General features: G+C 59.0%; 20 protein-coding genes, 1 tRNA gene and 1 pseudogene. 11 read left to right on the top strand and 11 right to left on the bottom strand.

All coding sequences use genetic code 11. The features are described from left to right. Positions 1-129: 129 nt before the first annotated feature. On the top strand, positions 130-2,223 hold the full coding sequence (locus tag PSAKL28_RS16575; protein WP_038612564.1) for a TonB-dependent siderophore receptor: 2,094 nt from the start codon (positions 130-132) through the stop codon (positions 2,221-2,223). Between the two features lie 47 nt (positions 2,224-2,270). Beyond that, on the top strand, positions 2,271-3,098 hold the full coding sequence (locus tag PSAKL28_RS16570) for a class I SAM-dependent methyltransferase (RefSeq protein WP_038612561.1): 828 nt from the start codon (positions 2,271-2,273) through the stop codon (positions 3,096-3,098). Positions 3,099-3,100: 2 nt separating this feature from the next. Here PSAKL28_RS16570 and PSAKL28_RS16565 read toward each other — a convergent pair whose 3' ends face one another. From PSAKL28_RS16565 to alkB, 4 genes are all read right to left on the bottom strand, one after another. After that, entirely contained in the window at positions 3,101-5,047 is a 1,947-nt protein-coding gene (locus PSAKL28_RS16565) for a DNA topoisomerase III (RefSeq protein ID WP_038612558.1), read from the bottom strand. A gap of 100 nt (positions 5,048-5,147) precedes the next feature. Then, complete coding sequence (locus tag PSAKL28_RS16560; protein ID WP_051939443.1) at positions 5,148-5,750, bottom strand: class I SAM-dependent methyltransferase; 603 nt, start codon at positions 5,748-5,750, stop codon at positions 5,148-5,150. Continuing rightward, positions 5,747-5,923: a hypothetical protein gene (locus tag PSAKL28_RS27985; RefSeq protein ID WP_174446945.1), complete on the bottom strand. Its 177-nt coding sequence runs from the start codon at positions 5,921-5,923 to the stop codon at positions 5,747-5,749. The genes PSAKL28_RS16560 and PSAKL28_RS27985 overlap by 4 nt, the downstream gene beginning before the upstream one ends. A 333-nt stretch (positions 5,924-6,256) precedes the next feature. Continuing rightward, entirely contained in the window at positions 6,257-6,913 is a 657-nt protein-coding gene (alkB, locus tag PSAKL28_RS16555; RefSeq protein WP_038612555.1) for a DNA oxidative demethylase AlkB, read from the bottom strand. Positions 6,914-7,221: 308 nt separating this feature from the next. Between alkB and PSAKL28_RS16550 the strand changes: the two genes are divergently transcribed. Beyond that, positions 7,222-7,295 (top strand) — tRNA-Cys (locus tag PSAKL28_RS16550). 101 nt (positions 7,296-7,396) lie between these two features. On the opposite strand, the pseudogene PSAKL28_RS28280 reads toward PSAKL28_RS16550, so the two are convergent. Both PSAKL28_RS28280 and PSAKL28_RS16545 read right to left on the bottom strand, forming a co-directional pair. Continuing rightward, a pseudogene (locus tag PSAKL28_RS28280) lies at positions 7,397-7,525 on the bottom strand (integrase); the annotation flags it as partial. Positions 7,526-7,572: 47 nt separating this feature from the next. Further along, positions 7,573-7,767 carry a hypothetical protein gene (locus PSAKL28_RS16545; RefSeq protein WP_038612552.1) on the bottom strand — a complete coding sequence of 65 codons (195 nt, stop codon included), beginning with the start codon at positions 7,765-7,767 and terminating at the stop codon, positions 7,573-7,575. Between the two features lie 146 nt (positions 7,768-7,913). Between PSAKL28_RS16545 and PSAKL28_RS27725 the strand changes: the two genes are divergently transcribed. Continuing rightward, the gene (locus PSAKL28_RS27725) at positions 7,914-8,582 is read left to right on the top strand and encodes a hypothetical protein (protein ID WP_157687045.1); all 669 of its coding nucleotides are present in this window, start codon (positions 7,914-7,916) and stop codon (positions 8,580-8,582) included. Between the two features lie 78 nt (positions 8,583-8,660). On the opposite strand, the gene PSAKL28_RS16540 is transcribed toward PSAKL28_RS27725, so the two are convergent. Both PSAKL28_RS16540 and PSAKL28_RS16530 read right to left on the bottom strand, forming a co-directional pair. Next, positions 8,661-8,882, bottom strand: a complete 222-nt coding sequence (locus PSAKL28_RS16540) for a hypothetical protein (protein WP_038612549.1) — start codon at positions 8,880-8,882, stop codon at positions 8,661-8,663. 530 nt (positions 8,883-9,412) lie between these two features. Then, positions 9,413-9,745, bottom strand: coding sequence for a hypothetical protein (locus tag PSAKL28_RS16530; RefSeq protein ID WP_038612544.1), 333 nt, complete (start codon positions 9,743-9,745; stop codon positions 9,413-9,415). Positions 9,746-9,772: 27 nt separating this feature from the next. Here PSAKL28_RS16530 and PSAKL28_RS16525 point away from each other — a divergent pair, with 27 nt between their 5' ends. Together PSAKL28_RS16525 and PSAKL28_RS16520 are read left to right on the top strand one after the other, a co-directional pair. Further along, positions 9,773-10,027 carry a hypothetical protein gene (locus PSAKL28_RS16525; RefSeq protein ID WP_038612540.1) on the top strand — a complete coding sequence of 85 codons (255 nt, stop codon included), beginning with the start codon at positions 9,773-9,775 and terminating at the stop codon, positions 10,025-10,027. Between the two features lie 87 nt (positions 10,028-10,114). Then, a complete protein-coding gene (locus PSAKL28_RS16520; RefSeq protein WP_038612537.1) occupies positions 10,115-10,366 on the top strand; it encodes a hypothetical protein in 252 nt (83 codons plus the stop codon). Here the strand turns inward: PSAKL28_RS16520 and PSAKL28_RS16515 are convergent. Next, on the bottom strand, positions 10,363-10,617 hold the full coding sequence (locus tag PSAKL28_RS16515; protein WP_051939441.1) for a hypothetical protein: 255 nt from the start codon (positions 10,615-10,617) through the stop codon (positions 10,363-10,365). The two genes, PSAKL28_RS16520 and PSAKL28_RS16515, sit on opposite strands and share 4 nt — an antisense overlap. A gap of 211 nt (positions 10,618-10,828) precedes the next feature. On the opposite strand from PSAKL28_RS16515, the gene PSAKL28_RS16510 reads away from it, so the two are divergent. The 4 genes from PSAKL28_RS16510 (at position 10,829) to PSAKL28_RS16500 (ending at position 14,113) form a co-directional block, all read left to right on the top strand. Further along, a complete protein-coding gene (locus PSAKL28_RS16510) occupies positions 10,829-11,218 on the top strand; it encodes a hypothetical protein (RefSeq protein WP_038612534.1) in 390 nt (129 codons plus the stop codon). A 435-nt stretch (positions 11,219-11,653) separates the two neighbouring features. Continuing rightward, the gene (locus tag PSAKL28_RS16505) at positions 11,654-11,854 is read left to right on the top strand and encodes a hypothetical protein (RefSeq protein WP_051939439.1); all 201 of its coding nucleotides are present in this window, start codon (positions 11,654-11,656) and stop codon (positions 11,852-11,854) included. Between the two features lie 195 nt (positions 11,855-12,049). After that, entirely contained in the window at positions 12,050-12,496 is a 447-nt protein-coding gene (locus tag PSAKL28_RS27115) for an acyl-CoA thioesterase (protein WP_075226558.1), read from the top strand. A gap of 258 nt (positions 12,497-12,754) precedes the next feature. Continuing rightward, the gene (locus PSAKL28_RS16500) at positions 12,755-14,113 is read left to right on the top strand and encodes an NAD(P)/FAD-dependent oxidoreductase (RefSeq protein ID WP_174446944.1); all 1,359 of its coding nucleotides are present in this window, start codon (positions 12,755-12,757) and stop codon (positions 14,111-14,113) included. Here the strand turns inward: PSAKL28_RS16500 and istB are convergent. Both istB and istA read right to left on the bottom strand, forming a co-directional pair. Then, positions 14,063-14,818, bottom strand: a complete 756-nt coding sequence (gene istB / locus PSAKL28_RS16495) for an IS21-like element ISPpu7 family helper ATPase IstB (RefSeq protein ID WP_003290589.1) — start codon at positions 14,816-14,818, stop codon at positions 14,063-14,065. The two genes, PSAKL28_RS16500 and istB, sit on opposite strands and share 51 nt — an antisense overlap. 17 nt (positions 14,819-14,835) lie before the next feature. After that, the gene (gene istA / locus PSAKL28_RS16490; protein ID WP_019364253.1) at positions 14,836-16,350 is read right to left on the bottom strand and encodes an IS21-like element IS1491 family transposase; all 1,515 of its coding nucleotides are present in this window, start codon (positions 16,348-16,350) and stop codon (positions 14,836-14,838) included. Between the two features lie 221 nt (positions 16,351-16,571). Here istA and PSAKL28_RS27110 point away from each other — a divergent pair, with 221 nt between their 5' ends. Further along, positions 16,572-16,817 carry a hypothetical protein gene (locus PSAKL28_RS27110; protein ID WP_157687044.1) on the top strand — a complete coding sequence of 82 codons (246 nt, stop codon included), beginning with the start codon at positions 16,572-16,574 and terminating at the stop codon, positions 16,815-16,817. The last annotated feature ends 67 nt before the right edge of the window (positions 16,818-16,884 follow it).

The raw sequence follows: 16,884 nt of genomic DNA, 5'->3' as shown, positions 1-16,884 counted from the left end.
CGGGGCAAGCCCGCTCCCACAAGGTGAACTGCACCTGTAGGAGCGGGCTTGCCCCGCGATAAGGCCGTTAACCATTTTGAAATGGCTCCATTAATTGTTATGTTATCACATAATCATTAAGGAGCCCCCATGAACTACCCCCTAGGAAGGTTATCTTTCGGCCTGTCTGCCTCATTGTTGGCACTGCCCGCTGCCGCCACCGAACCAGTGTTGCTCGATACCCTGACCGTCAGCGAGCGCCACGTCGAAGAGTCCGCCACAGGTCCAGTGCAAGGTTATCGCGCCAATCGCTCCAGCACCGCGACCAAGACCGACACCGACATCCGCGACACCCCCCAGAGCATTGCTGTGGTGCCGAGCCAGGTGCTGGAAGATCTCAACAGCACCCGTATCGATCGGGCTCTGGATTTTGCCGGCGGGGTGAGCCGGCAGAACAACTTCGGTGGCCTGACCTTCCTCAATTACAGCGTGCGCGGCTTCACCACCGGCGAGCTGTACAAAAATGGCTTCGCCGTCAACCGCGGCAGTTACAGCGCCCCAGACACCTCGAACATCGAGCGCATCGAGGTGCTCAAGGGGCCGGCGGCCAGCCTGTACGGGCGGGGTGATCCAGGTGGCCTGGTGAACATCGTCACCAAGCGTCCCCAGGCCGAGGCCTTCACGCAGTTCAAGGCCAGCGCCGGCAGCTGGGACCGCTATCGCAGCAGCCTGGATGTGAACACGCCACTGAGCGAAGACGGCCGCGTGCTGTCGCGGGTCAACGTGGCGGTGGAGGACAACGGCAGTTTTCGCGACTACGTTGGCAGTGAGCGGCGTATCGTCAGTCCATCGCTGAACTGGCAGTTGAGCCCGGACACGCTGTTGTCGATCGACAGCGAGTTCTCGCGTACCGAGTCGGTGTTTGATCGTGGGGTCCCGGCGGTGAACAACGAACTGGGTCCGGTCAGCCGCTCGACATTCTTTGGCGAGCCGAACGACGGGCGCATCCGCAACGACAACCAGACCCTGGACCTGACCCTGGAGCACTACCTGAATGACAGCTGGAAGCTGCGCCTGGCCAATCACTACACCCAGGGCCGGCTCAAGGGCAACAGCTCCGAGCCCCAACGCCTGGTCGGCACCACCCTCAGCCGTTTTTACCGCGAGCGGGATTTCGAGTGGAACGACAACATCAGCCAGGCTGAACTGCATGGCCAGTTCGACTTCGCCGGTTGGCAACACCAGAGCCTGATCGGCCTGGAATACGAGAACTACCGCAACAGCCAGAAGTACCCGCAGAGCGCCACTTCGTTGGCTTATGGCCTGGATATCTACAACCCGGTGTATGGCAAGCCGAAGCCAGTGCTGGTCAAGCCCAATGACTTTTTTGAGCGCACGCAGAGCTACGCCCTCAACCTGCAAGACCAGATCAGCTTCACCGAGCGCCTGCGCGGTCTGATCGGCCTGCGCCTGGAGCATATCGAGCAGACAGCACAGAACCGCAGCAGCCAGATCAGCAACACGCAGGAAAAAGATGTGGCCACGCCGCGAGTAGGGTTGCTGTATCAGCTCACTCCCGAGGTCGGCGTGTTTGCCAACGCCTCGACCTCGTTCAAGCCCAACAGCATCGGTACCCAGGGTCAGGTGTACAAACCGGAGAAGGGCCTGGGCTATGAAACCGGGTTCAAGTTCGATCTGTTCGACAGCCGCGTGGGCGCGACCCTGGCGCTGTTCCGGATCGACAAGGAAAACGTCATCACCACTGATGCTTTCGGCGACAGCGTTGCTGCCGGTAAGGCTCGCAGCCAGGGCGTCGACTTGCAGTTCAGTGGCCAGCTGAGCGATGCCGTGCGCGTGATCGGTGCCTATGCCTATATCGATGCCGAGGTGACCAAGGGCGATGCCAGCCTGCCCGAGGGCAGCGACCTGCTTGGCATTCCCCGGCACAGCGGTAGCCTGATGGCGGTGTATGAGTTTCAGCGGGGCGTGCTGCAGGGGGCGGATATCGGCGCGTCGGCCAACTATGTCGGTGACCGCTCCGGGCAAGCCGGTAGCAGTTTTCGCCTGCCGGGCTACAGCACGCTCGACCTGCTGGCCCACTACAAGGTCAGCGAGCACGCCACCGTCGGCCTGAACCTCAACAACCTGTTCGACCGCAAATACTACGAGCGCGGTTACAACGCGGTGTGGAACCTGCCGGGCGAGCCGCGCAATCTGATGGTCAGTTTGAGCCTGGCGCTGTGAGCGGGCTATAGTTGCGCGTTCTGGTGTTTGCCAAAGGAAGGCTGATCATGAGCGACTCGCTGGAACTCAACCGCCGCAGCTGGGATGAACGGGCGTCACTGCATGCGGCATCCGCTGACTATGAAGTGGACAGGTTCATTGCCGATCCGCAACACCTCTCCGAAGTGGTACGTTTCGACCTGCCACGCCTGGGTGACATTAGCGGCTTGCGCGCAGTGCATCTGCAGTGCCATATCGGTACCGACACCCTGTCGCTGGCACGGCTGGGGGCGCGGATGAGCGGGCTGGATTTTTCCTCGCAATCGCTGGCCCAGGCCCGTGTCCTGGCGCAACGCTGTGACACGTCAATCGACTATGTTGAGTCGGATGTCTATGCCGCTGACCAGGTACTCACTCCCGGTAGCTTCGATCTGGTTTACACCGGTATCGGTGCTTTGATCTGGTTGCCGAGCATCGATCGCTGGGCGCGCACGGTAGCGGCTTTGCTCAAGCCAGGTGGCCGCTTGTTCCTGCGCGAGGGGCATCCGATGCTGCTCGCGGTGAACGAAGATCATCAGGATCGACTGGTGATCGAGTATCCCTATTTCGAACGCGAAGCCCCGACGGTCTGGGACAGTGACCAGACCTATGTCGAGACGGACTCCGCGCTCAGTCACACGGTGACCCATGAATGGAACCATGGGTTGGGCGAGGTCGTCAGTGCCCTGTTGCGCCATGGTTTGCAGATCAGCGCACTGGTGGAGCACGACAGCATCCCCTGGGAGGCCTTGCCGGGGCAGATGAGCAAGAATGCGCAAGGGGAATGGTCGCTGGACAAGGACCGTTGGCGGTTGCCGTTGAGCTACACCTTGCAGGCGATCAAGCAGGCTATTTAGCGTTATCGCGAAGCCGTGGGAGCGGGCTTGCCCCGCGATGATGCCCGCCCCCGCTTACCCGCACCCGCATTACTCTTGCGCTTCTTCTTCCACGGTGTACGCGGCAGCGCCGGGCCGCTGATGGTCAGGTTCAACCCGGCACAGCGCTCCACCTGCTTGCTCATCCATGCCGACTGCTTGGCGACAAAGTCTTCCAGGCTCATTTCACCACTCTGGACCATGTCCAGCGCCTGCTCCCAGATTGCCGTGGTGCCCGGATCGGCAATCGCCCGGGGCACGGCGTCAATCAGGCTGAAGGCTGCTGGCGTGGCACTCAGTGCCTTGCCCTGCTTGATCAGGTAACCACGGTCCAGCAGACCCTGGATGATCCCCGCGCGGGTAGCTTCAGTGCCGATGCCGGTGGTGTCCTTGAGCTTCTGTTTCAGGCGTGGGTCGTCCACCAGTTTGGCGACGTTTTTCATGGCCTTGATCAGGTCGCCTTCGGTGAAGGGTTTGGGCGGTTGGGTCCACAGGTCCTTGAGATTGACTTCGGCCACGGCGCAGTCCTGCCCTTTCTGCAAGGCTGGCAGTACTTGCGCGACCGGAGCCTCACGACCTTTGGCCGGGGTCAGCGCCTCAGGCAGGGCGCGGCGCCAGCCCGGCTCGACGATCTGCTTACCCACCGCGCGCAGGGCCTGGCCGGCGCAGTCGAAGTCGGCCTGGGTGCGGTCGTACTCATGGTTGGGCAGGAACTGCGCCAGGTAGCGGGCGCGAATCAGGGTGTACACCGCCTTGTACTTGGGCGGCAAACGCGAAGGGTCGCTGGCCGCTGCGGTGGGGATGATGCCGTGGTGGGCACTGACCTTGGCATCGTTCCAGGCCCGTGAGCGGCGCTGGGCCTGAAGATGCCCCTGCAGGGGTGCAAGGCTGGAGTCGGCACGCAGCAGCGCGGCGAGGATGGCCGCTGCCTCGGCGTGCTGACTCAGCGGCAGGTAACCGCAGTCGCTGCGCGGGTAGGTGATCAGCTTGTGGGTTTCATACAACGCCTGGGCGATGTCGAGGGTTTCTTGGGCACCGAGACCGAGCTTTTTCGAGCACAGCTCCTGCAGGGTGCCAAGGTCGAAGGGCAGGGGCGCAGCTTCACGTACCCGCTCGGTGGCCACCTTGATCACACGGGCGCTGGCGGCATTGCCGATAGCCGCGGCGGCCTGCTGGGCCAGGGCTTGGTTGAGGCAGCGACCCTGATCGTCGCAGGTGTCTTCGGCGGCGCGCCATTGTGCGCTGAAGCGGGTCCCGGCACTGTCGAGCAGAACATCGATAGCCCAGAACGCCACCGGCACGAAGTCGGCGATGCTGCGGTCACGATCCACGACCAGGCGCAGGGTAGGGGTTTGCACCCGACCTACCGGCAGCACGCCCTGATAGCCGGACTGGCGTCCAAGCAGGGTGAACAGGCGGCTCATGTTCATGCCGATCAGCCAGTCGGCGCGCGAGCGGCCCAGCGCCGAGTGATACAAGCTGAAGGTTTCGCTGCCGGGCTTGAGCGTAGCCAGGGCCTTGCGGATCGAGGCATCGTCCAGGGCCGACAGCCACAGGCGGCGGATCGGCCCGCGATAGCGGCAGTGCTCGACCAGCTCTCGCGCGATCATCTCGCCCTCGCGGTCGGCGTCGGTGGCGATCACCAGCTCCCGGGCTTCGCCGAGCAGGCGTTTGACCGCCTTGAACTGGCTGGCGGTCTTCGGTTTGACCAGCATCTTCCACTGGCTCGGGATGATCGGCAGGTCAGCCAGTGCCCAGCGTTTGTAACGGGCGTCGTAGCTGTCGGGCGGGGCGGTTTCGAGCAGGTGGCCGATGCACCAGGTGACCGTGACGTCAGTGCCCACCCAGCAGCCATCGCCGCGGCGGTTGGCGCCGAGGACCTTGGCGATGTCCTTGGCCTGGGAGGGCTTTTCGCAGAGAAACAGACGCATGCCGGCTGGGTGTCATTCTATGGCTGGAGTGAGGCATAGAATGCGCAGGATTGACGGGGCTGGCAAGCTTTATCTGTATGTATATACAGTTAATGTGTTGCTAGCGGGCACCCGTCTTTCGCGCCAACACTGACCAGGTATGCCAGTGTTTGCTACGACCGAGCAGGGTCTGTCCCGGTTGATTGTGTTCATGCCAGTCAAGTACGTCGAATTCACTGAACAGTTGCTTGACCTGCTCAGCTGAATGGATGCTCAGATCGCCGCGCTCCAGTTGTGCCCAGCTGTCTTCCGGCCCCATGAAATGGCCGCAGAACACGCCGCCAGGACGCAAGGCGCTGACGATCTTGCGCCAGCTTTGCTCGAAGGCTTGAGGCGGGCAGAAATACAGGCTGGAACATGCAGTGATCAGGTCGGCTTGCGGGTAATCGAAGTCTTCGAAACGACTTTGTTGCACTGTAAGTCGAGGGTGCTCGTTCAAGTCCTGCAGGTGTGCCAGGGCGTTGGCATCCTGGTCGAAGGCATGGACGACGAAGCCTTGCTCCAGCAGGTAACGGGTATCGCGGCCGGCACCGCAACCAACGTCCACGGCGGTGCTGCCAGCGGTCAAGCCTGATTGCTCCACTGCCTGGATCAGATGCGGGTAGACCGGTACTTGCAGGGCTGCGCGGTGATACTGAGCCTGGCTCAAAGCTTTGTTGTTCACGGACGAGGAGTCTCCAGAGCGTTAGCGGGTTGTTGCTTGAGGATAAAGCTGCTCAGCGCCTGCATCAGGCCTTCTGCCAGGGGTAATTGCGGGTTGCTGTAGGCGGTCAGGTTAGCCTGCCGATCAACTGCGGGTACGTACTTGAGCACATGGTTGGCGTGCTCCAGCAGCACCAGATGGGCACTGGCGTGAGACCTGATTGACGGTTGTTGCCATTGCGATCGGTAGGGCCGCAGCCGGGAATGATGATCACCACTGCCGCGTTGCGGGCGGTTGTGAGCAGGCTGCCTGCCAATGGCCTCTCGGGGCTTGGGGCCTGCACCGAGGTCTCGTCAGCCAATGCGCTGGCGGTCAGCGGCAAGGCGACGGCCAGTGTTGTAATAAATGCTTTGATCCATCGCATCTACACCGCGACTCCTGTCAGGGTTGGGAAACAATTTTCATTATTGATTGGGGTGGGCAAGACTCTATCGCTTGAGTCTGGGGAGTGCAATTCAGGCGGGTCGTTATCCGGCCTTGCGCAGGGTCAGGTTGATCCGCAGATTGCCCAGCAGCGGATGTGCCCCCGGCTTGAGTGGCAGCACCCCGTGGTAGCGCAAGCGGTCCTCGCCACCCCAGACCAGCACGTCACCATGGCGCAGACCAATACGCCGGGTGGGTTCTTTACGGGTGTGTCCGCCGAACAGAAACACCGCGGGCAGCCCCAGCGACACCGACACGATCGGCTGGGTGAAGTCACGTTCGTCGCGGTCCTGGTGCAGGCTCAAGCGATTGCCTGGGCTATAACAGTTGATCAGGCAGGCATCGGCTTGAAAGTTGTTGAACCCGGCCAAGACGGCTGCGCGGTTGGCCAGTTCCAGCAGCACCTCGGGCAGTACCGGCCAGGGCTGATTACTCAGGGGATCGACCGGACTGTAGCGGTAGCCTTGGCGATCACTCACCCAACCCAGCGCCCCGCAATTGGTCAGCCCCACAGCCATCTTCAACCCACCGGGTGTGATCATATGGCGAAACGGCGCTTGGGCGACAACCTCACGCAGTACCGGCAGCATCGCCTGAACCTGGGGCAGGGCAAAGCCTGGCAGTAGCACCGCTTGTTTGCCGACCCATTGCGGGTGCAGTGGGTCTTGAGGATTGAACAGGTCCAGTTCGGTTTGCATCATCGACGGCATATTACGCAGCGGGCAGGGGGCGTGTTCCGTATGATAAGGCGCTTTAGCGGGCATGCGTCACCCCGAATCCTGCGTTCGAACCCGGGTTTCACAGGCGCTTGGCGCTTCTTGCAGAAAAAAATAAACTTTTTGAATTCAAGGGGTTGCCAGCTCAATCGAATGAGTCCATAATTGCGTCCATCGAAAACGAGGCAGCTGAAAAGCTTAGCGTTTTCAAGGAGATAGCAGTTGTATTGAGTTGTTTCCTTAAAGAGTTGTATATGTTGGAGATCGCTTGTTCAAGGGTCTCGAGCATTTGAGGCCGAGTAGCAAAGTGGTTATGCTCCGGATTGCAAATCCGTCTACGCCGGTTCGATTCCGACCTCGGCCTCCATTATTGAAAGCCCCGCAGATTAACGTCTGCGGGGTTTTTCTTTGCGCGCTCGAAAAGCCGATCATTTCCGCATAAATAGGCATCGTTTCCGCATCAGCCTGTTATTTAGTTGGGCTAACCACCTCGCCAACACGGCGGTAAACACGCTTCGTGATCTCCTCCTTGGAGCGGCCTAGCAGCCTGCAGGCCTGGCCAATGTCTTCGATTTCCGAGGCGGCCTTCGGTCGGATATACACCGGGCGGCAGGTTGCGGTTCTCGGTACTTCTTGGTCGCATTTCACTTCACTCGGGAAAAATCAGGTGTCCATCCCAGGATAGGCTCCACGCTGCGCATGGCGGCAGAGGTGGGGAGGGGGTACAAATCGGCGATCGAGAAGACGAAACCGTGGCAGTAGTGTTCGCTGTCTTCCATCACTTCAAAGGTCGTGTGTGGGATGCCGTCGATCCAGACTGCGCGTTCTTCTTTTTTCACAGGAATGCCTCACCCGCCGTAGAACCAGACAGTGACAAATCGGATAGGAGTGGACAGGATAATTTAGGTTGATGTGACTACACTAAAAAACTGCCTACGCAGCACAATTTCACTGGTGTATGTTCATTCAATACTTGGAAGGACAAATGGAACAATTCTTCGGAGCGATTTGGCGTGCTCTCGCAACTGAAGTAGGTAGAGTTGTTGTTGGTTTTCTATTTACAACAATTTTAGGCGGTTGCCTCGGCTACTTTTTTCAGTGGATGACTTGGCGGCGTCAAGCACGACTGGACATGTATCGTCAGCGTTACGCCGATGGAGCACTCTTGCTCGAGCAGCTATCCTCGATTGTTGACCGTCGGTATTTTCGGCTTCAGCGGCTGATTTGGGCTATTTGCGATGGCGCGCCAGCAGAAAAATTAGCGATCAGAGAGAGTGAGTACTTTGAAACTGTATCAGAGTGGAATGAGAATTTAAGATCATTTCACAATAGAATTCGATTGTTGATTGGAGAAAAAGAATCTCTTCGGTTTTTAGATTATGCCGATGACAATCGTGGAGATAATCCGGAAAGCTTGCATTATAGGTTTGTTAAGGCTCATCGGCTGGTGGTGGCAGCGAAAAACAATCCGAAACTCTCTGTGTCAGCGAGACTGGCGGTTAATCAACTTAATTGGAGTGTTTCCAGTTTTGCCTATGACATCACTACCTTGTTCGTGCATCGAGCATCTTCGTTGGAACTTCTTGTTCCAGCTTCAGTTGACACTGCCCAAAGCAGGGCGATACAAACTGGGGGGAAGCCAGACCATAAGTGATGCGTTATCCGGGTGAGCACCTCTCTATAGCGGCTATTCGATAGAGGGTGAGGAGTGGAGCACAGATGTACTCTTTGGTCATTGGATGGGGTTTTGCGCAGCGCTAGCATTTTGGGCGGCATTGATGCGCTCATCGGTCCGGTTGCTGATCCAAGGATCTTGCGGCGGGCAGCTCATCAGCATGGCGCCGTGGCTGTCCTTGATATCCCGAAGCAGCGTGTCCCGCTCAACCAAGCGTGCGCGTAACTGCGCAACTTCCGGATCGCGCGCAGCAAACGCCTTAGCTCCCTGGTCGGCCATGTTACCGCCGCTGAAGCCGTAGGAGGTTGGTGCAGGCTCTGCGCTGGCGCTATCTGCAACCAGCTCAAAATCGTGGATGTACTCGTCGCAGTTGCAGTCGACGACATTCGTTTCACCAACTGACTAGCAGCAACAGAACTGATCGGCCAGCTTCTCGTACAGAGTGTCTTCCATCCCGCTGGCCACCTCAGCTTTCTTCAGCGTGACGGCGCGCTGCAGTTGCTCACGCGGCACGCTGACCATTTACTCGGTGTTTCTGGATCGGTTTTCTGTGGGCATGGGGATACCTCGTCGGGACTCGGCTAAAATTTTGATATGCGGGGGGTGGAGAGGTTGGATATGCGCTACTCGAAAATACGACCGTTTTTGTGGTGGGCTTCCGCCCTGCAGTTTTTTGCGATCCTGGCAGCCATCGAACACAAGGCATGGGATGTGGTATTCATCTGCCTGATGGTGATATGGGTGGGGATATGGTTCGCCAGGGATGCACGGCGCCTGGAGATCCACAAGCAGCCGAGCGTAGACAAGAGTTAGGCGGCTCTTTCTTCCGGCTGAAAGTCGAGCCACCCGATCTTCGGTGCCTTGGTCTTCACGTTGATCACCGGCTTGCCTTTGGCGTCGGTGATCACGCACTTGGCTCTTATGCGGAGGTCGCGAAACTTGTCAGTCTTCCTCGTAAGCTCCATGAACTGCTGGGCGTACTGCGGTGCGTCGAACATCTGACTAAGTTGCTTCACCTTCCCACCGGACATGATGTTGGCTGCCTGCTGCTCGACGGCAAGGTTCCAGTCAGTCAGGGTCAGCTCCAGGGGGGCAGAAAGCGCTACATCGGCGGTCATGCCGAAGACTGCGAATGTGCTCACAACATCTCCTTGTCAGGCCTTGTAGATATGCAGAGCACCTTGGCCGCCGGAGGCCAGTCCGTGGTTGAGCTCGACTCGTCACCCTGCAGCCAGGCCAGCATTCTGGGCCCCCATATCGAGTTCGACACCCCAGGGTTTGCGGGCCTTACTGACATTCCTGTTTGCCAGGTACTGCTCGATGGCGCCCAGCCCGCACACCCGATGCATACTCACGTCGTGCTGGTTGTGTCGGTCATGTCGGCGTCCTTGCGTGCAGGCTCCGCCCTAGCCGGGGTGGTGTGATTCGTTTAAATGGGGTAGAAGATGGCGTTTTGATGTTGGGCGGACGCCTGGTGTACTTAATATCAACCAAAAAAGTGAGGCGGTAGAATGATTACAATCAGCGGCGAACAAGCGCAGAAAGTCCGCGATTCCATTGAAAAAATAGAAGAGGAGATGGAGAAGTCCGAACCGATCCAGCGACTCCAACGGGTAGCTGCTGCTGTTCGGGTTTGGAGGGCCGGGATGGCTGAAGAGCTGAAAAAAAGAGGATATGAAAACATCGCCGATGTCACTGATGACAAGGACCTTGCTGCGATCCTTGAAGCAGCGGGGCCCATGCCAGATATCGAAAACATTTAAAAGTAATATTTCCTCGCCTTGCGGTGGTGCGCGGTATTCGTCAAAAGGCGGGCAGCGCCGGAGGGGCAGGCGGCCTTGCACTGATCGAGCACTCGCTGGCGCGCGGTTTGCTCTTCAATGCCGTGGCACTCCATCAGTTCGGCAAGGACATTCCGAGTTCCTTGTCTGGCCCGCATGCGCAGCTCTTCCTCGCCGAGCAGCTTTCGCTTCGTAGCGGTCTTCGCCGACCGATCTGATTGACTCGCAGCCATAGGGAGCCTCCTTAAAACCGCTAGGCGCAAGTGAATGTGCAGTTGCCGACGGCGTTGCTGCACTCGATTGTTGATGCGCCTCATGGCATGACGACCAGCAGACGCTTGCCGGTCTTGCCTTGATTGACCAGCAAGTAGATTAACCCTCGCCGAAGTAGCGTGATTCGTTGAAGTGGGGTATTGGTGTCGCGCTTATTTCAAGGAGATCGCTGTGGAGTGGTATGAATCATTGTTTCTGCAAGCTTGTGGTCTTGTGCTAACTCAGTCGCGAGTGGCAAACCTTCGTCGAGTCGAGGGCGTTCTGGAACTGGATATCGAGCCCACCCGCGATCTTGTCGCTTCTTACCAGCGCGGCGTTGCGTTGGTGTTCAGCGTTTCGGAAATGAAGCAGGAGCTTTCAGGGCGCGCGGAGAGCGCTCTGTTGCTGCTCGTTCACGAACATCAGTTTTCCACTACTCTGGAGATGCTGAAAAGCGAGCAGGACGTTGTCTTGAGCGCTACCTTGCGAACTGACGCCAGGTCGAGTGATTTTTCCAACTATCACGTCGATGTGGCATTGATCCGGAAGACCTCAGCTGGCGCCATGGGCATCGCACACTAGCTGTTTGCGCCTGGTGAGGCGCTGGCGAGCAGCGCCCTAGAGTCATAGACCGTCAGGCCGGTCGTCGTTGTGTCGGTTGTGCAACTGGAGCTGTAGCAACACCCGGGTTCTGTGCCGTAGCAGTTTATTGCGCAGGGCGAACAGCTCGTCCGCAGTCGTCGCGCGGTACACCACCTCGTCCTGAGAGCAGAATGTCGGGCACGCTATCTGTTTTGGGACGTTTACCTATTCGCCGGACTCGAGTACGGCTTGAAGTACGTTTCAAGTGAAGACTGGTGGGACCTCAAAATTGTGGATATTAAGATTGACGAGCGTGCCGACACGCCAGCTTATCCATAAGCAAATCATTCTTCCCGCCATTGCAGCATGGTGGAAATTTGCTTTGGGATAGGGTATTACGGGTGAACGGCATGGGGCCGGGTCTAGGAGGTCGTTGTGAGCTTGAATCAAGCGCAAGTCGATGCAGTAGAACACCTTCTGATGGCTTTCCTGAAGCGCTCCGAGAGCGCCCAGATTGTTGCCAAGGTCTACGAGGATGCCTATTCCTCAATCATGGGCAGCGAGGGCCCGGTCGGCATGGAGGAGAAGGAGGCTGCGCTTGAGCATCTGAACAATCTTCGGTTGCAGCTTAAGTAACCCGCTTTCCTGGCAAATTCGAAGCGCATCACGTTCTCGAAAATGCTCAAGCTTCCGCGCCGCAGACGGTGATACCGTGATTTCGTTGCGCGGCGGCGAGATGAAAAACTTCGAGCCTTCTGGGCCAATCCTCGGCAACCAGGCATGGTGAGGTGGTTGTTAGAACACGGTCACTCAATATTAAGGATTGATCTTGTGTCGAGCGCAGTGATTGTCAAAAGAAAGGTGTTGTTCGGTGACTGTGACCCGGAAGGGATTGTCTACACACCCAGATTTTCGTACTTCGTTATTGAGGCCGTTCATGATGCACTTTCAGTTTGGCTGTCCGGTCCTGGATTAAGAACCCTGCTAGGCTTTGATTTGCTGCCTCCGGCAAGGGCATTTTCGCTGGAGTTTCTTCATCCGGTCACCTGGGATGACGAACTTTCCATGAAAGTAAGTGTTTCCAGCGTTTCGCTTCACTCGTTCACATTTCTAGTCGAGGGAAATGTAGCGCCAGGTATCAAGGCATTTACCGCTAGCCTGACACACGTTTGCGTCTCACCGGTTACCAGGAAAATTATTGAGGTTCCTGAAGCACTGAGGGCATTACTTGTCCCTGATGAGTGCGGAGAAAGTGGCGCGCTTACCGCTGGAGGCTGAGCCCGGACATCCGCGTTCCAGCGCATCATTACAAGTTCGTTTTAAAAAATGTACTTGTATTCGCCATGGTGGTTCTTCCGATCTTATAGTCGAAAGTTTTTCAGTTGAAATCCACTATTCGCAAGGCGTGTATTGCGAGGTCTAAGCTTTAAAGCTGTTGGCTATGCAGATTAGCAACAACTGTTCTCTCGCGGTATGCGAAAAAGAACTAGTCTGACTTGATGGAGGAGAATACTCAAGCGTAGTAAAGGTGTATCTATGAACACCACCAGTATAGCGACGGATTATCTGGTCATCGGCGCGGGGGCAACAGCTATGGCCTTCGTCGATACCTTGCTCGATGAGTCGGATGCGAATGTGCTGATGGTGGATCGACATGCTCAACCTGGTGGGCATTGGAACGATGCCTACCCGTTTGTCCGCCTGCACCAGCCGTCTGCCTTCTATGGCGTTAACTCCCGCGTGCTCGGCTCCGGTCACACGGACGACTCCGAATGGGGCGGGGGCTTGTATGAACTTGCCTCAGGCGCCGAAATTGTCTGTTACTTCGATCAGCTGATGCACCAGCGATTCTTGCCGTCAGGTCGGGTGCATTACTTTCCGATGCACACCTACGAAGGTAATCGCAGCGGTGCTCATTGCATCACGTCCTTGCTCACCGGCGACAGCAAGCCTGTCCAGGTGCGCAGGAAACTGGTGGATGCGACTATTGCCCAGACAGCCGTTCCTTCGACCCATTCGCCGCATTACCGGGTAGCCCCCGGTATACGCTGCATACCGCTGAACGACCTGCCGAAGATCAGCCAGCCTTATTTGCGGTATGTGGTGGTGGGGGGAGGCAAGACCGGCATCGATGCCTGTCTGTGGCTGCTGCAGAACGGGGTGGCAGCAAACAGGGTTCAGTGGATCGTTCCAAACACTTCCTGGCTGTTGGATCGCGCCAACATTCAGCCGGGCCCGGAGAATTTTGTCCGAACGATCGGCAGCCTTGCGAACCAGTTCGAAGCCATAGGCGCTGCCGATTCGATCCCCGATCTGTTCTTCAGGCTCGAGAATGCTGGCGAACTACTGCGCATCGACAAAACCATCGAACCCACCGCATTCCGCGCTGCGACGGTGTCGCAGGGGGAGTTGTGTGCGCTACGACGCATAAGCGATGTCGTGCACTTGGGACGGGTTCGAGCGATTGAAGCCAGCGGCATATCCCTCGAAAAGGGCAGCACCGCAGGTGATTCTGACGCCCTTTACATCGACTGCAGTGCGAGCGCTATCCCCACCATTCCCGAAGGAAGCGTGAAGGCGTTCGACGGCGATCGCATCAACCTGGTGACCGTGAGCAGTTATCAGATCCTGTTCAGTGCCGCAGTGATCGCCTACGTGGAAAGCCATCTCGACGATCAGGCGCAGATGAATGCACTCTGTGGGGTTGTCCCGGTGCTGCGGATTCCACGCCATCCGGCCACCCAGTCCGCTCTCATCTGGCCAGGCATTCCAGGGCCATCTGGCCACCTGTTCCACGGCCATCCGGCCGGGCAGTCGGAGCGCAGCGACGCAGGGGTGGCATTGTTAGTCCGGGTTGGCTGGCGTCGTCAATTTCTGCGTCCGTTTGCGCATTGATTCACCCTTCAGATTGATCCGGTAAGCGTTGTGCACCAGGCGGTCGAGGATAGCGTCGGCCAGGGTCGGATCGCCGATCAGTTCGTGCCAGTTGTCCACCGGCATCTGGCTGGTAACGATGGTCGAGCGCTGGCCGTAGCGGTCGTCCAGTAGCTCCAGCATGTCGCGCCGCTGTTCGGCGGTGAACGGGGCCAAGCCCCAGTCATCGAGGATCAGCAGGTCGGTCTTGGCGTAGCTGCTCATCAGCTTGGCGAAGCGCCCGTCGCCATGGGCCAGACCCAGTTCTTCCAGCAAACGCGGCAAGCGCAGGTAACGCACGCTGTAGCCTTCTCGGCAGGCCTGGTGGGCCAGGGCGCAGGCCAGCCAGGTTTTACCGACACCGGTGGGGCCGCCGATGATCAGGTTGAGGCCGTCGCGTAGCCACTGGCCGCCGCTCAGTTGCAGGATCAGCGCCTTATCCAGCCCGCGCGGGCTGCGGTAGTCGATGTCTTCGAGGCAGGCGTTGTGCTTGAGCCGGGCCTGGCGCAGGCGGCTGCTCAGGCGCTTGTCGTCGCGTTCAGTCAGCTCGCGGTCGACCAGCAGGCCGAGGCGTTCCTCGAAGCTCAGGCTGTCGATGTCCGGGGTTTTCAGTTGTTCGTTCAGCGCCTTGAGCATGCCGTGCAGGCGCAGGGTTTGCAGCTTGTCCAGGGTCGGATGGGGCAGCATGGTGGGATTCCTTGTGTTCAGTGGTAGTAGCCGGGGCCGCGCAGGTTGGCGTGGTCGTCCGGCAGCAGGGGCAGGTGCTGCTGGGCCAGCGGCAGGTTCTCCAGCCCCTGGCGCAGGATCGATTCGAGGCTCTTGTAGCTGCACGTGCCGAGGCTGATGGCGCGACGGCAGGCCAACTCCAGGCGCACTTCGCCGTGGGTTTTGCCCAGGCGCAGGATGCCCAGGCAGGCCCGGTAGCCCTGCTGCGGATGGATGCGCCGTTCGAGGATGTGCCGGATCACGCCGGCGGTGTTCGGCCCGGTCTGCTCGGCCCAGCGGATCAGCCGTTGTGGCGTCCACTCGGCATGCTCGCGATGGCTCTTGGGCATGTGCTCGGCCTGCGTGCTGTGCCGGCCCTTGTGCATTGAGCGCAGGTGGCTGGCCACTCGCTGGTTGGCGTGGAAACACTCGACGGTGCGCGCCGTCAGGCGCACCTCCAGCTGCTTCTTCACCAGTTGATACGGCACCGAGTAGTAATGCCCATCGACCTCGACGTGGTAGTCGATGTGCACCCGCGCTTTCTTCCACTCGGCGTAGACGTAGGGTTGCTCCGGCAGGGGGCGCAGCGCCGGACGATCCAGGCTGTCGAAGGCCGTCTGGCGCGAGCCCGGCAGCTTCTTGAACGGGCGTTGGTTGAGCCGCTCCAGCAACACGGAGATGGCGCTGTTGAGTTCGTCCAAGGAGAAGAACTGACGGTTGCGCAGGGCCGCGAGGATCCAACGCTCGACCACCTGCACGCCGACTTCGGCCTTGGCCTTGTCGCGCGGTTTGCGTGCCCGCGCCGGCACCACCGCCACTCCGTAGTGCTCGGCAAGGTCGCGGTAGCTGGGGTTGATGTCCGGCTCGTAACGATGGGCCTTGCTCACCGCGCTGCGCAGGTTGTCCGGCACCACGATCTCCGGCACGCCGCCGAGGAAGGCGAAGCAACGGGTATGCGAGCCTAGCCAGTCCGGCAGCTGCTGCGACCAGGTGGCTTCGGCGAAGGTGTAGCTGGACGCGCCGAGCACCGCGACGAACACCTGCGCCTGGCGGATCTCGCCGCTGTGGCGGTCGATAACCGGCACCGTCTGGCCGGCATAGTCGACGAACAGCTTCTCGCCGACGCGGTGCTCCTGACGCATCACCACGTCCAGCTTGCCCTGCCAGGCCCGGTAGTGCTCACAGAACCAGCTGTACTGAAAGCCCTGCGGCTGGCTCAGGCGGTACTCCTGCCAGAGCAGCGCCAGGGTCACCCCGGGGCGGCGCAGTTCGGCATGCACCCATGCCCAATCGGGTAAAGGCCGCTTCTCGCTGGCAACCGCCGGGGCCGGCGGGAACAGTTGCTGCTCCAACTCGGCATCGGACAACGAACAGGGCCAACTGAGACCACTGGCGGCAAAACGATTGAGGTAGTCGCCGACGGTGACACGACCGACCTGCACGCTGACCGCAATCTGGCGAGCTGATAGTCCGACCTCGAACTTGAGACGTAGTACTTCGCGAATCTTACGCATGGATAAACGCTCCACGACGACCTCTCTGCTTCGAAAAAGAGGTCGATGGTAGTGAAGAAATCCTGCGTAGCTGCCTGCCCGGTTGAGTGGCCGGATGGCCGTGGAATCAGTGGCCGGATGCGCGTGGAATGGGTGGCCGGATCAGCGTGGAATCGGTGGTCAGATGCTCATGGAATGGGTGGCCAGATGACCGTGGAATCCGCACGGTGCCGCACTCACCGGTGGACTGGATCAAAATGTGGGTCGCTTATCTCGACAATCAGCGGCAATGGAAGCACCACGCGGGATTGTCCAACTGGCTTGCGCAGTGCCGTTTGCACCTGTTGCCGTCAGTGTTGAGAAGCCTGCAGGAGGGCGATCCTGAAAAGCTGGCAGTGTTGAATCGATTTGCTCAAGCCCGACAATCAGCTTTTGGAAATTTGCCCAGGCTTTTGCAGGCAATCGCAGATTCAACGCAAAAAGCCTGAGTGTGATGAGACGATGACTGCGCAGTAAAAAGCCCGCCGAAGCGGGCTCTTTCCTGGTGCTGAAACG

The organism is Pseudomonas alkylphenolica (assembly GCF_000746525.1).
In the GTDB taxonomy this organism is placed as follows: Bacteria; Pseudomonadota; Gammaproteobacteria; order Pseudomonadales; family Pseudomonadaceae; genus Aquipseudomonas; species Aquipseudomonas alkylphenolica.
The sequence above is the reverse complement of the archived record's forward strand: the minus strand, read 5'-3'. Positions and strand labels throughout refer to the sequence as shown.